Annotated in this window: 10 protein-coding genes; 3 read left to right on the top strand and 7 right to left on the bottom strand. The window is 71.6% G+C overall.

Going from position 1 to position 13,258, the window contains the following annotated elements:
• A partial coding sequence (locus PUR61_RS10210; protein WP_329877997.1) for a beta-ketoacyl synthase N-terminal-like domain-containing protein occupies positions 1-3,207 on the bottom strand: 3,207 nt, incomplete at its 3' end.
• A gap of 602 nt (positions 3,208-3,809) precedes the next feature.
• On the opposite strand from PUR61_RS10210, the gene PUR61_RS10205 reads away from it, so the two are divergent.
• The 3 genes from PUR61_RS10205 (at position 3,810) to PUR61_RS10195 (ending at position 6,194) form a co-directional block, all read left to right on the top strand.
• Positions 3,810-4,769 (top strand): ACP S-malonyltransferase, encoded by a 960-nt coding sequence (locus PUR61_RS10205; RefSeq protein ID WP_329877995.1) that lies wholly within the window; start codon positions 3,810-3,812, stop codon positions 4,767-4,769.
• A gap of 20 nt (positions 4,770-4,789) precedes the next feature.
• Complete coding sequence (locus PUR61_RS10200; RefSeq protein ID WP_329877999.1) at positions 4,790-5,884, top strand: arylcarboxylate reductase; 1,095 nt, start codon at positions 4,790-4,792, stop codon at positions 5,882-5,884.
• Between the two features lie 160 nt (positions 5,885-6,044).
• Positions 6,045-6,194, top strand: coding sequence for a hypothetical protein (locus PUR61_RS10195; RefSeq protein ID WP_329877993.1), 150 nt, complete (start codon positions 6,045-6,047; stop codon positions 6,192-6,194).
• A 121-nt stretch (positions 6,195-6,315) separates the two neighbouring features.
• Here the strand turns inward: PUR61_RS10195 and PUR61_RS10190 are convergent, their stop codons facing one another.
• The 6 genes from PUR61_RS10190 to PUR61_RS10165 all read right to left on the bottom strand — a co-directional run bounded on the left by PUR61_RS10190 (position 6,316) and on the right by PUR61_RS10165 (position 12,658).
• Complete coding sequence (locus PUR61_RS10190) at positions 6,316-7,371, bottom strand: lytic polysaccharide monooxygenase auxiliary activity family 9 protein (protein WP_329877991.1); 1,056 nt, start codon at positions 7,369-7,371, stop codon at positions 6,316-6,318.
• 336 nt (positions 7,372-7,707) lie between these two features.
• Positions 7,708-8,508: a hypothetical protein gene (locus PUR61_RS10185; RefSeq protein WP_329877989.1), complete on the bottom strand. Its 801-nt coding sequence runs from the start codon at positions 8,506-8,508 to the stop codon at positions 7,708-7,710.
• A gap of 16 nt (positions 8,509-8,524) precedes the next feature.
• Complete coding sequence (locus PUR61_RS10180) at positions 8,525-8,671, bottom strand: hypothetical protein (protein ID WP_329877987.1); 147 nt, start codon at positions 8,669-8,671, stop codon at positions 8,525-8,527.
• Between the two features lie 4 nt (positions 8,672-8,675).
• Positions 8,676-10,583 carry a fatty acyl-AMP ligase gene (locus PUR61_RS10175; protein ID WP_329877985.1) on the bottom strand — a complete coding sequence of 636 codons (1,908 nt, stop codon included), beginning with the start codon at positions 10,581-10,583 and terminating at the stop codon, positions 8,676-8,678.
• 50 nt (positions 10,584-10,633) lie between these two features.
• A complete protein-coding gene (locus tag PUR61_RS10170) occupies positions 10,634-11,428 on the bottom strand; it encodes a hypothetical protein (protein ID WP_329877983.1) in 795 nt (264 codons plus the stop codon).
• Positions 11,429-11,860: 432 nt separating this feature from the next.
• Positions 11,861-12,658 carry a hypothetical protein gene (locus PUR61_RS10165; RefSeq protein WP_329877981.1) on the bottom strand — a complete coding sequence of 266 codons (798 nt, stop codon included), beginning with the start codon at positions 12,656-12,658 and terminating at the stop codon, positions 11,861-11,863.
• Positions 12,659-13,258 lie beyond the last annotated feature (600 nt).

The following is a 13,258-nucleotide window of genomic DNA, read 5'->3' as shown; positions in this document are numbered from 1 at the left end:
GGTGGCGAGTGAGTGGGCGATGTCGGTGGGGTGCCCGTCGAGGGTCAGTAGTTGTGCGGCCTGGTCGCGCAGGGCTTCGGGGGAGCGGGCGGACAGCAGCCAGGGGACGACCGGGTCCGCGTCGTGCTCCGGTTCCGTGGGCTCCGGTTCCGCAGGCTCGTTCTCGTGGGCCTGTTCGAGGACGACGTGGGCGTTGGTGCCGCTCACGCCGAAGGAGGAGACACCGGCCCGGCGCGGCCGCCCGTCCTCGGTCTCCCAGGCACGGGCCTGCGTCAGCAGCTCCACCGCCCCCGCCGACCAGTCGATATGCGGCGACGGACTGTCCACGTGCAGGGTCCTGGGCAGCACGCCGTGCCGCATCGCCAGCACCATCTTCATGACGCCGGCCACACCCGCCGCGGCCTGGGTGTGTCCGATGTTGGACTTCAACGACCCCAGGAGCAGAGGCTGTTCGGCGGGCCGCTGCCGGCCGTAGGTGGCGAGCAGGGCCCCGGCCTCGATGGGGTCGCCGAGCGTGGTGCCGGTGCCGTGCGCCTCGACCGCGTCGACCTCGGCGCCGGTCAGGCCGGCGTCTGCCAGCGCGGCCTGGATGACCCGCTGCTGGGAGGGGCCGTTGGGGGCGGTCAGGCCGTTGCTCGCGCCGTCCTGGTTGACCGCCGAGCCGCGCAATACCGCCAGCACCGGGTGGCCGTTGCGGCGGGCGTCGGAGAGGCGTTCCAGCACCAGCACGCCTGCGCCCTCGGCCAGGCCGAAACCGTCGGCGGCGGCTGCGAAGGCCTTGCACCGCCCGTCCGGCGCGAGTCCGCCCTGCCGGCTGAACTCCATGAACATGCCCGGCGTGCTCATCACGGTCACGCCGCCCGCCAGCGCCAGGTCGCACTCCCCGTGCCGCAGGGACCGGGCGGCCAGGTGGAAGGCGACCAGCGAGGAGGAGCAGGCGGTGTCCACCGTGACGGCGGGGCCCTCCAGGCCGAAGACGTACGCCACGCGGCCCGACGCCACACTGCCGGCGGTGCCCGTCAGCAGGTGGCCGGAGAGCTCCGAGCCGGAGGTGAGGCCCGGGCCGTAGTCCATCGCCATCGCGCCGACGAAGACCCCCGTTCGGCTGCCGCGCAGCGATCCGGGCTCGATTCCGGCCCGCTCGAACGCCTCCCAGGACGTCTCCAGGAGCAGCCGCTGCTGCGGGTCCATCGCCTCCGCCTCGCGCGGCGAGATCCCGAAGAACCCGGCGTCGAAGAGGTCGGCCTCGGCCAGGAACCCGGCCTCGCGCTGGTAGTAGCGGCCCGGCTCGCGGCCCTCGGCCGCGTAGCCGGCGGCGAGGTCCCAGCCGCGTCCGGTCGGGAACTCCCCGACCGCGTCGCCGCCCGCCGCCACGAGCTCCCACAGCCGCTCGGGCGAGTCCACCCCGCCCGGGTAGCGGCAGCCCATCGCGACGATCACCACCGGGTCGTCCCGGTCGGCGGGTACGGGCGCAGCCGCCGACCAGGCGTCGTCGGCGGGCCCGGACCCGGTCAGCTCGGCCCGCAGGAACTCCGCGACCGCGCGCGGGGTCGGCCGGTCGAAGACCAGGGTGGCGGGGAGGTTCAGCCCCGTCACCGCGCCGATCCGGTTGCGGGTGGCCAGCGCGCTGACCGAGTCGAGCCCGAGCTCCACGAAGCTGTGGTCGGCGGGCACCGGCCCGCCGCGCCCCAGCGCCTCGTTGACCGCCCCGCCGACCAGGTCGAGCAGCAGCGCGCGCTGCCGGTCCTCGGCCAGCCCGGCGAGCCGGCGCGCCAGCCCGACGGAGCCGTCGCCACCGTCCGCGGCCGGTTCCGGCTGCCCGTCGGCCGCCGGGCCGGCGGACCGCCACGCCTCGTCGGCCTCCCAGCACGGCTCGACGGCCCGCCCGCCCGCCTCGGCCGCGAGCGCGGCGAGGTCCGGGGCGTACCCGTCCACGAACAGTTCACCGAGGGCCGTCCGCACCCGCAGCGGCCCGCCCTGGCCGCGCCGCAGCGAGCCGCGCACCCGGGCGTCCAGACCGGCGGCGAGGGCGGTCTCCTGGAGCGCCGAGGTCAGCACCGGGTGCGGGCTGACCTCCAGCAGCAACCGGTGGCCGTCGGCCAGCAGCGCCGTGGCGGCCTCCGCGAACCGCACGGTGCCGCGCAGGTTGCGGCACCAGTGGTCGGCGTCCAGCACCGGGTCGGCCAGCCGCCCGCCGGTCAGGCCCGAGTAGAACGGCAGCCGTGCGGGCCGGGGCCGCAGCGGGGCGAGCGCGGCGCGCAGCTCGGGCAGGATCGAGTCGATGTGCGCGGAGTGCGCGGCCAGCCCGACCGCGACCAGCCGCGCGTGCAGGCCGAGTTCGCCGGAGCGGGCGACGAGGTCGGCGGCGGCGTCGGCGTCACCCGAGACGACCACCGAGCCGGGGCCGTTGATCGCGGCCACCGCCAGCCGTCCGCGCCAGCGCTCCAGCAGCGGGCGGACCCGGTCGGCGGGGGCCATCACGGAGACCATCTCGCCGCGTCCGGTCAGCGTGGCCTGCAAGCGGCTCCAGTGCGCGACCACCCGGGCCGCGTCCTCCAGGTCGAGTGCTCCACTGACCACGGCGGAGCTGATCTCGCCCATGCTGTGCCCCAGCACGGCGGCGGGCCGCACCCCGTGGCTCTCCCAGAGCGCGACCAGCGCGAGCGTCACGGCGAACAGGGCCGGCTGCACCACCGCGGCGCCCTCCAGCGCGGGTGCGCCCGCCGTGCCGCGCAGCACGTCCTGCACCGCCCAGCCGGTGAACGGCTCCAGCGCCTGCGCGCAGTCGTCGAGCCGGGCTGCGAAGGCCGGTGCCAGGTCCAGCAGTTCCACGGCCATGCCGGGCCACTGGGACCCCTGGCCGGGGAAGACGAAGGCCACGGTGCCGTCCCCGGCGGTCCCGGTCAGCGACACCGGTGCTCCGTCCGCGCCCGGTCCGGCCGGCCCCGTCCCAGCTGTGCCCGCCGTTCCCGCGGCCAGCGCGGTGAGTTGCGCCAGCAGGCCGTCCCGGTCGGTCGCCGCGAGCGCGGCCCGGTGCCGCCCGGTGGCCGGCCGGCCGGCGAGGGTGGCCGCCACGTCGGCGGCGCCGAGCTCCGGCCGGCCGGCCAGTGTGCCGTGCAGCAGCCCTGCCCGGGCGGCCAGTTGGCCCGCGGTGTCACCGGACAGTGGATACAGGAAGGGCACACCGGTGTCGGATCCGTGAGTCATCGTGCTGCACTCCTTCGCGACGGGCCGGACGGTCGGACGTGGGCGCTCCGCCGGGGAGTTCACCCGGCGGAGCGGTACGAGCTGGTTCCGTGCGGAGCCCGGGAGGGGCCCTGCCGGGAGCGGAGGTCCCGGGGCGGCCACCGGGCCCCGGAGGGCTGTCGGCCCTACGGACGGCCGACGTGACGAGCGCCCGGAACTTCCCTGGCGCACGGGAGCGACCCGGCGGTGTCTCCCCCTCCGAGGGGCCGGCCGGCGGCGGCGCACCGGTAGCCCGGACCGCCTCCTCCGCATTCCCGCCCCGGCGATTTCGACCGGGATCCGATGAGGGAGCCGACCGGAACGGGAATTGCTGAATGCTCGGGGCATATGCTGCCAGCCGCAAATATCATTTCAATAGCGGGAACCGCGACACTGCTCGTTCGGGGCGCCCGGGGCACTTCCGGAAGCCGGTTTCGACTGTTTCCGGTTTTTTCTCCGGGCCGCCCCTGCTACGGTGCTGGAGCGGCAGTTGAGCGGTCGGTCGGCCGCCCTCCGGTGGGACTCGCGCTCCACGCCGACACCCTTCCCCTTTCATTTTCAAGGAATTCCCGAAGGAGTCGCACATGGCACTGGGATATCTTTTCGGCGGCGGTGTCGGAACCGAGCCGCACGGCATCGAGCTGTATCAGGCATATCCCGTGATGCGGGACCTCTATGCCCGCATAGCCGAATGGAGCGGGCTGACCACGGGCCAACTGCTCGACGAGGAACTGCCCAAGGAGGTCGAGGAGCGCCAGAGCGTCGGCAGCATCCGGGAGGCCGCGCTGGCGCTGGCCGTCCACGACATCCTCGCCGAGCACGACCTGCACCCGGCGGTGCTCGGCGGCCTGAGCCTGGGCGCGATGACGGCGAGCGCGCTGTCCGGGGCACTGGAGCGGCGCGCGCTGATCGAGATGCTGGCGCACTCCCGCGCCGTCACCCCGCCGCCCGCCGACGCGCCTGTCCAGGGCATGGCGCTGGCCTTCGTCCCGGCCGGCACCGAGATCACCGCGCTGACCGGGGACCGGCCCGGCGTCCACCTGTCGGGGGATTTCGGGCCGACGGCGGACGGCGCCGCGGCCATCATGATGCTCTCCGGGGATCGGGAGGCTCTGGAGGCGCTCGCCGCCGGGTTGCCGCCCGGCCTGGTCACCCCGCTCCCGGACCGTCCGATCGCCGCGCACTCGCCGCTGCGCGGGTACTTCCGCACGTTCATGGCCCCGTACATCGACGCGATGTCCTTCGAGGCCCCCGGGCTGCCGCTGGCGTCGTGCCTGGACCGCAAGCTCCTCGTCACCGGCGAGGACGTCCGTGACCTCTTCCACCGCAACGCCACCGACCCGATCAGCGTGGTCGACGTGTACACCGGCATGAAGGAGCAGGGGGTGCGGCTCGGGCTGGTGATGGGCGGGTCCATCCCCGACGGCATCCTGCGGTTCCCGTTCCCGGTGGTGCACGTGGACCGGCCCGAGCACGTCGAGCAGGTGCTGACCACCGTCTACGAGCTCGGCATCGAGATCACCGAGGGGCGGTCCGCGCGGTGACCGCCACGGCGGCCGCCACGGTGACCGGAGCGGGGGCGGTGCGGCCGGGTGCCGCCTGCGACGCGCTGGTCGAGGGGTGGCTCGACACCGACCTCGACGAGTGGACCCGCCGCATCCTGCGGCGGCACTTCGACCCCGAGGCCGGCAGTCCGTACTGGCTGCGCCGGGCGGCCGGGCTGGACTTCGATCCCCTGGACATCACCCGCTACGAGGAGCTCACCGCCTTCGGCCCGTTCCCGTTGGAGGACCTGCGGTCCGGTGACCCGGCGGACCTCGTCCCGCTCGCGGTGCCGCGCCCGCTGACCGGGCGGGTGTGGGACACCGGCGGCACCACCGGCGCGCCGTGCCGGGTGTTCTACACCCCGGACATGCTGCTGCACCGCGGGGCGTGGCGGCGCTGGTCCTTCGTCAGCGAGGGCTTCGAGCCCGGCCGGAGCTGGTTGCAGGCCACCCCGACCGGGCCCCACCTGATCGGCAACGGCGTCTGGGAGTCGAGCGAGCTGTACGCGGGCCGGGTGTATGCGATCGACATGGACCCGCGCTGGGTGAAGCGGCTGATCCGGGGCGGCCGGCTGGCCGACGCCCGCGAGTACACCACCCACCTGCTGGAACAGATCGCCGACGTCCTCGGGCGCGGCGGGGTGCACTACGCCACCACCACGCCGGCGGTCTTCCAGGCGCTCCGGCAGCGCCACCCCGAGCTGGTCGCCGCGCTCGACGGGGTCCGGCTCAGCGGGACCCAGATCTCGCCGGACACCCACCAGGACTTCACGGCCGCGCTCAACGGCGGTATCTGCGGCATCAGTTACGGCAACACCTTCGGCAACGCGGCCGGGTTGGCCGCGCGGCAGACGGGAGACCTGCTGCCGTACGTGCCGAACTACCCGCAGGTGACGATGGCGGTGGTGGACCGGGAGGACTGGTCGGCCCCGGTGGTGTACGGGGCGTCGGGGCAGGTGCGGCTGACCGTGCTGCACGAGGACCTCCTCCTGCCGAACATCCTGGAGCGCGACCAGGCGCTGCGCTACGACTGCGCGGGGCTGTGGCCCAGCGACGGCGTGGCCAACGTCCGGCCGCTGCAGGTGACCAACACCGCCCCGGAAGGGCTCTACTGACCGGCCGCCGCACAGCCGTGACCGGGACGGCCGCCGTCCCGGTCACGGGCCCGCCCAGCAGGTCGGACTCGTCGTCGTCCACCACGGCGCCGTCCCGGCGGACGTCGATCTCGGCGTAGACGGTCTCGACGGGGCCGAACAGGGTGAGCACCCCGGCGCGGTGCTCGAAACTGTCCAGGGCGCGGGCATCGGGGTGCTCCCGGGCCGGCTGGGCACGACGATCGGGGTCGGCGGTGACCACCGCGTCCAGCCGCAGCCCTGGGGTGGTGGCGATCAGCGGGCGTGGAAGGCGGAGCCGACCAGGCCGTAGCCGATCAGGCCGACGCGGAACGGGGCACGCGAGGAGGGACGCGACACGTGGCTCGTACGCCCCGCTCAATCACGAGGGCTGCCCCCGGGGCGCCCACGCCGCGCGCCGGGCACTGCGGCGGTCAGCGGGCGGCGTGGGCACCCCCGGGGCGACGCTTGGAACGGATGACGACGACGACTGCGCCGGCCAGCAGGAAGGCGGAGCCGATCGAGGCGAGGATGCCGGCCGAACGGTCGGAGCCGGTCTGGGCGAGCCTCTCCGGGGCGGCGACCGGCGCGGACCCGTCGGCGGCGGTGGTGGGCGGCACAGCGGCCGCCACCGCGGTGGGAGTGGAACCGGCCGTGGTCGCGGACACCGGGGCGGTGGCGGCGGGGGTCGGGGTGGTCGGAGCCGCCGGGGCGGTGGTGGCGGCCGGGGCCGAGGTCTTCGGGGCAGGGGCGGTGGTGGCCGGGTGGGCGTGGTCGCCCTGGTGGGCGTCGGCGCCGCTGGTGCCGTTCGCGGTCGGCACCGGCGCGATGCCGGGGGCGTTGCCGCTGCCGTCGAAGACCACGTCCGAGCAGGAGTAGAACGCCTCCGGGCTGTCCGAGCGCTGCCAGATCGCGTAGATCAGCTGCCGGCCGCTGCGGCCGGCGGGGATCGTGCCGGGCAGGATGTACGAGCCGTCGACCAGCTTGGGGTCGGTGACCGTGAGGAAGGGCTGCGCCTCCAGGTTCGACCAGGCCAGCGGCTTCGCCGGGTCGTAGCCCGCGTTGGTGAGGAAGAGCTGGAAGGTGCCCTTGTGCGGGGCGGTGGCCCGGTAGCGGAAGGTGAAGTCGGTGCCGGACACCAGGTTGGTGGCGGGCCAGTCGGTGCGCGGCAGGTCCAGGCCCTGGTAGACCGGGTCGCCGGCGCTGCACAGCTTGCCGTCCGCGATCAGCTGACGGTGACGGCCTGCCGCGTCGCCGATCCGCAGGCTCATCCAGTCGTACAGCGCGGCCTTGCCGCCGGTCGCGACGGCGGCCTTGCAGGCGGCCGACTTCGGGTTCTCGGCACCTTCCAGGAAGCAGCCCTCGACCCGGCTGAGCGGGTTTTGCATCGAGCCGTGCGCGGCGGCGGTGCCGCCTCCGAGGACACCGGTCAGTCCGGCGGTGGCGAGGACGAGGGCTGCTGTGGAGAGACGGCGGTTGCGCACGGGCATGGTGGGGGAACCCCTTCGGAGGGAGCCGGCAGGTGAGGGTGCCGCTCACGCTAGCCGCTGTCGACGGCCCTGCCGGGGGTTGACCAGCTCGGTTAGGGGCCGCTTAAGGAGCCTTTGAGGCACGGGCGCGGGAAGCGTACGGAGGGCCGGCGGCACCCGCGGTCACGGCGGGCTGGAGTCGTCCCCGGTGGACCTGGCTGTTTCGGCGGCCGGGACGTGCTGCCGTCGGCGCTGGGAGGATGAAGCCCTGGGCTGCGGCGAGGTCACGGAGGGCGTCCAGGTCGGCGCCCCGCGATTCGGGAGCGGCGTCAGAGCGGGCGCGGACAGAGCTCTGGCTCAGTTGTTCCAGGCGGGGCTGGTGTTGGGCTGATAGTCCCAGCTGGATGCGCGATCCAGCCACTCATCCACGTCTGTCCTGTCCCATGCCAGCAGCGTCCCGGCCTCCTGGATGCACCTGTCGTAGTCGAGGGGCCCATAGCGGCACTCGATGTTGATCTGCTGGTTGAGCTGCTCGTACCCCTTGCCTTTCTCGTACTTCATCTGCACCGTGGTCCGGAGCAGCCCGAGGCGCAGATCTCCGTCCTTCACGGTCAGGACCCCCTGCTGCGCATGGTTGTCCTTTTGCTGTGCTCCCCTGTTCATGACCGCCAACTCGGCGATCTTCTTGATGGAGTTGATGATGCCGGCGAGCGTGTCCGGCGGCACCAGATCTCCGATCATCCCGGTCACCGTCGAGATGACGGGCGCCAGGGAGAGGGACGAGATGGACGCATGGCGGCCCTCGTGCACGACGTACTGGAGGAGCGGCAACGTTTCGAACTGGTACGAGTAATTGGCCCACCCCACGGCATCGAATGCCGTGGATGACGGGTCGAACCCGGCGGAGCGCTCGATCTGCCGCATGATGGTGGCGGCCACGGACTGCCAGGAGGCGAAGGGCTCCAGCGGCCCCAGTTCGGGCAGCCCGCTGTCATCCCTGCCGTAGGCGTTGCCCACCCCTGTATCCCGTGCGTCCCGGCGGCCGTCGTAGAGGCCGTCGCCGCCGGGGCCCGGCCGTTCGAGCTCCGGCGGGCCCTTCACCCACACGGCGAGCTCCAAGGGTTCCCGCTGCAATCGCGTGCGCTTCGAAGTGCTCACGGCCGCCCTCCGGCTCTCAGAACGCGCGCGCGGCGTACTGCTCGCGCGACTCGCAGATCAACCGCTCGATGTCCCGCACCGTCTCCGCCTGGGGGATGGCCTTGAAGCCCAGGTTGACCCGGAAGTCCAGCTCGACCGCGCCCAGCAGGCGCAGGATCTTCATGGAGTCAACCCCTGGCAGCTCTCTCACCCTGGTGGTGCTCTTGATCTCCTCGGGACACTCCGTGTCGCTGAGCTCCAACTTCTCGCGGATCAGGGAGTGCAGCTGCTCTTGTTCCTGGGGAGTCAGACGGGTGTTCATGGGTGCTCCTCGTTGAGGATGTACGGGTGGTGTTCAGCTCGTGCGGGAGAGCGCTCCACCGGCCCGCGAGATAGTGCCGGCGTGCCTCGCTCCGCCTCACCTTGCCGCTGGAGGTCTTGGGCAGCTTCCCCGGCCGCAGCAGGAGGACCTCCGCCACGGGCAGGGACAGCTCCGTCTGGATGTGGGCGCGGACCCGCCGGGCCACCGTGGCGGCGTCCTCCCCGCGGAGCTCGGCGACGATCACCACCTCCTCGGTGGCCCGGCCCGGCCGGGTGAAGGCCACGATCTTGCCCTTGCGCAGGCCGGGGACCTCGGCCGCGGCCCACTCCACCGTCTGGGGGTCGTGATTGCGCCCGTTGATGATCAGCAGGTCCTTCTTGCGGCTCGTCACGTAGAGGACGCCTTCCGCCAGGTATCCGCAGTCGCCCGTCCGCAGGCCGTGAGCCGTGAAGCTCCGCCGGGTCGCCTGCGCGTCACCGTGGTAGCCCGCGGCCACGCTCGGCCCCTGGAAGACCACTTCGCCGATGTGCCGCTCCGGGAGCGGACTCCCCTCGTCGTCCACGATGAGGATCCGGTGCCCCTCGACGGGGCGTCCGCAGGGTACGAACGTCAGCTGTGCCCCGGGGGCATCCGCCTGTGAGACGGGCCGCGCGAGGCCGCTCGCGTGGTAGGGCTCCTTCTGGATGACATCCGGGGCGAACGGAACTCCGATCTCGCTGAACGAGATCGCGAGCGTCGCCTCCGCCATGCCGTAACACGGCACCACTGACCCCGGTCGCAACCCCGCCGCCGCGAAGTAGGCCTCGAAGGAGCGCAGCGTCTCCGGGTGGTTGGGTTCGGCGCCGCAGCCCACGACCCGCAAGCAGGACAGGTCGAGCCGCTGGAGCTCCTCCACCGGGGTGTGCTTGACGGCCAGCTCCAGGCCGAAGTTGGGCGCGAAGGTCACGGTCGCGCGGTGGCGGCTTACCGTGTCCAGCCAGCGCCTCGGTGAGAGCGCGAATCGCAGCGTCGGAAGGAAGGTCACCGGGCAGCGCGCGATCAGCGACGCCAGCACGAAACCGACCAGCCCCATGTCGTGGTACAGGGGCAACCAGCTCACGCCCCGGTCTCGCCCGCGGTCGAGGCGAAGGGCGTCGACGATGGCCGCGCAGTTGGCGAGCACGCAGGCGTGCGTGACCCGCACTCCCTTGGGGGCCCCCGTGCTCCCCGAGGTGAACTGCAAGAACATCACGTCCTCGGGGAGGATCGTCTCGGGGACCACCGCCTCGGGCTGGGGCACGCTCCCCACCAGCGTCTCGGCGAAGAGCTCCTCTGCGACGAGGCCCCGCACGCCCTCGACGTCCCGGAGGAGCGGGTCCAGAAGATCCGCCAGGCTCCGGGGCATCAAGAGCGCGCGGGCTCCCGCCGCGCGGAGGATGCCGGTGGCGTCCTCGCGGTACGCCTCGAACGTGCCGAGGCCCGTGGGTGGATACATGGGCACCGGGATGACGCCCACCGAGACCGCGCCCAGGAAGGTGAGGACGAACTCCTGCTGCTCGGGGACGACGAGCGCGATGCGTTCTCCCTTGCGCCAGCCGCTCCCGCGCAGTTGGCGCCCCCGGCGCAGAGCCTCCCGCGACAGCTCGGACCAGCTCACGAAGTGCTCGCGCCCGTCCTCTTGGATGAACGTGTAGCCACCGTCCGAGTGGCCGAGGTTCTCGGCGAGGACGTGAGTGAAGGTCGAGGCCGTCGCTCCCTCGGGAGGCAGCGCTTCGTCGGAGAACTCGGAGAACAATGGGACCTGCCCCGGGAGTCGGCGGGTTGGCGGGAGGGCCTCGGACCGGCTTACTTGTTCCAGGCGGGACTCTCGTTGGGCTTCTTCGGGGCACTGGCCGTATCGTCCACCCATTCGTCCACGTTCCTGCGGTCCCACTCGAGCAGTGTGTTGGCGCTGCGCTTGCACTTGTCGAAGTCGAGCTCGCCGTAGCCGCGGTAGACCGTGAGGGTCTGCGTCAGCTGCTCGTACCCCTTGCCCGACTTGTACTCCATCTCCACTGCGGTACGGACGGCTCCGAGGTAGAGCCTCTTTTCATGGCGCGACAGGACCCCGGCCTGCTGGTTGCTCTCCTTCTGCGTCTTCCCCTTGTTTTCGAGCGCCAGCTGGGCGATCTTCTTGATGGCCGTCACTACGCCTTCGAAGTTCGCCGGCGTCATGATGTTCTTGATCAGGTCCTCCACCGCGTCGACGCCCTTGTCCAGGGAGAGCGAGGAGATGGACGCTGTGCGATTGGTGGTATTGAAGCCCAGGAGGAACGGCATCGTGGAGAACTTCCTGAGGTACTCGTTCCAGATGACGATGTCGAAATCGGTGGCCCCCGGGTTGAAGCCGCTGAGGCTCTCGGCCTTGTGCACGATGGTGCTGGCGACGGACTCCCACGAGCCGAAGCTCGACAGGGGCCCCAGGTCGGGCAGCACGGTGCCGTCTCCTGCCGCGTTGTTGCCCACGGCCTGGTCGATGCTCGTGTCGTCGCGCGGCGCGAGCTCGGGGATCTTGGAGATGTCCGGTCGGGGGGAGGGCGTCGCCCACAGGGCGATCTCCACGGCCTCTCGGCGCAACTGGGACTGACTGATCTCGGTCATGACTGCTCCTTGTCTGCAGGTCGGGTGAATTGCTGCACAGCGAGATGGGACAACGTCCCAACAGAGGCCCGGATGGCCCAGGCGGAGGTGTCATCAGACGGCACGACACAGCTTTCCGCGCCACCGACCCGGACATTCGCGTCTGCGAGATCCCGCGTGAACAGGGTGCCGACGGCGTGGCGCATGCGTGTGCCGAGGTTGAGCGCGCCCCGGTCGCCGGGCAGAGAGGTCCTGCTGCGATGTCGCGCAGCCTGGTTCGGTCATTCCGACCGGGACCACCTCTGATCCGATGACCCGACAACACGACGGGATCCACTCGAATCATCGGTTGATTCGTACCCAGACTTTAGTGTGTGTCGACGGTCTTCACCTGCCCAGACCAGTCGGAGTCCGGGTGCGGCCGCCCCGTCGAGGCGGTCGCGGCCCAGTTCCTTACTTGCCCCAGGCGGGGCTCCCGTTGGGCGGCACCGGGAAGACGGCCGCCCCGCCTTCCCAGTCCTTCACGTCCTGGCGGTTCCACTCGAGCAGCGTGCCGGCGCTGCGCTTGCACTTCTCGAAGTCGAGCTCGCCGTAGCCGCGGTAGACCGAGAAGGTCTGCGCCAGCGGCTCGTACCCCTTCTTTTCCTTCTTGTACTCCATCTCCACCGTGGTCCGGATGACTGCGAGGTAGAGCTTGCCGGCATGGTGCGACAGGATCCCGACCTGCATGTTGCTGTCCTTCGTCGGCTTCCCGGGGTTCTGGACCGCCAGATGGGCGACCTTCTTGATCGTCGTTACGACGTCTTCGAAGTTCGCCGGCGTCATGATGTTCTTGATCAGGTCCGACACCGTCTCGACGGCCTTCTCCAGGGAGAGCGGGGAGATGGACGCTGTACGATTGGTGCTACTGAAGCCCAGGAGGAGCGGAGTCGTGGAGAGCTTCTCGAGGAAGCCGCTCCACGCGATCGGGTCGAAGTCCGTGCTCTTCGGGTTGAAGCCGCTGAGTTCATCGACCTTGTTCCAGATGGTGCAGGCGACGGTCTCCCACGAGTCGAAGCTCGACAGGGGCCCCAGGTCGGGCAGCGCGCTGCCGTCTCCCACCGCCTTGTTGCCCACTTCCTGGTCGTTGCTCGCGGCGCCGAGCGTCACGAGTTCGGGGATCGTGGAGACGTCCGGACTGGGGGAGGGCGTCGCCCACAGGGCGATCTCCGCGGCCTCTCGGCTCGACTGGGACTGATTGATCTCGGTCATGACTGCTCCTTGTCGGCAGGTCGGGTGAGGTGCTGCACGGTGAGATGGGGCAACGTCCCAAGAGGGGCCCGGCTGTTTCCAGACGGGCTCGCCATGGGGCGGGCACGGCACGGCTGTCCGTGCCGCCGGCCCGGGCATGCACATCCCGGGAATCCCACGCGGGCAGCGCGCCGGCCTGGCGAAGCGCACCCCAGTCGCGGCGGACGGGGTGGTCCCGGTGCGATACCGCGCAGCCCGGCTCGATCACACCGCCCGGGACCGCAACCCAATCCGGCGGGCCTACTGGGACAATCGGTTCGTTCGTGTCCGGACTTTACTGTGCGCCGACGGCCTTCACTCGCCCGGACTAGATGCAATGCCGTGTAGATAGAGCCGTGGGTGGCCGCGTCAAGTCGCCTGAAATGGGACGGAGCTCCTGCTAGAACCGTGTCGACCAAGATCACTGTTCGGTAGGAGCTTTGTTGGGTGCCCAGTCTGTCATCTCTCGTGAGGTTGTGGTTGCCGCGGGGGCGTTCGCGCCCGGCCATCTCGGTGAGTTGACCCGGATCGTCCCGTTCGAGATGGTCGACGAGGCGCTGGCGCAGACCGGCAGGGTGCAGG

Source organism: Streptomyces sp. BE20 (assembly GCF_036322525.1).
Classification (GTDB): Bacteria; Actinomycetota; Actinomycetes; order Streptomycetales; family Streptomycetaceae; genus Kitasatospora.
This window is presented reverse-complemented; position numbering and strand designations above follow the sequence as displayed.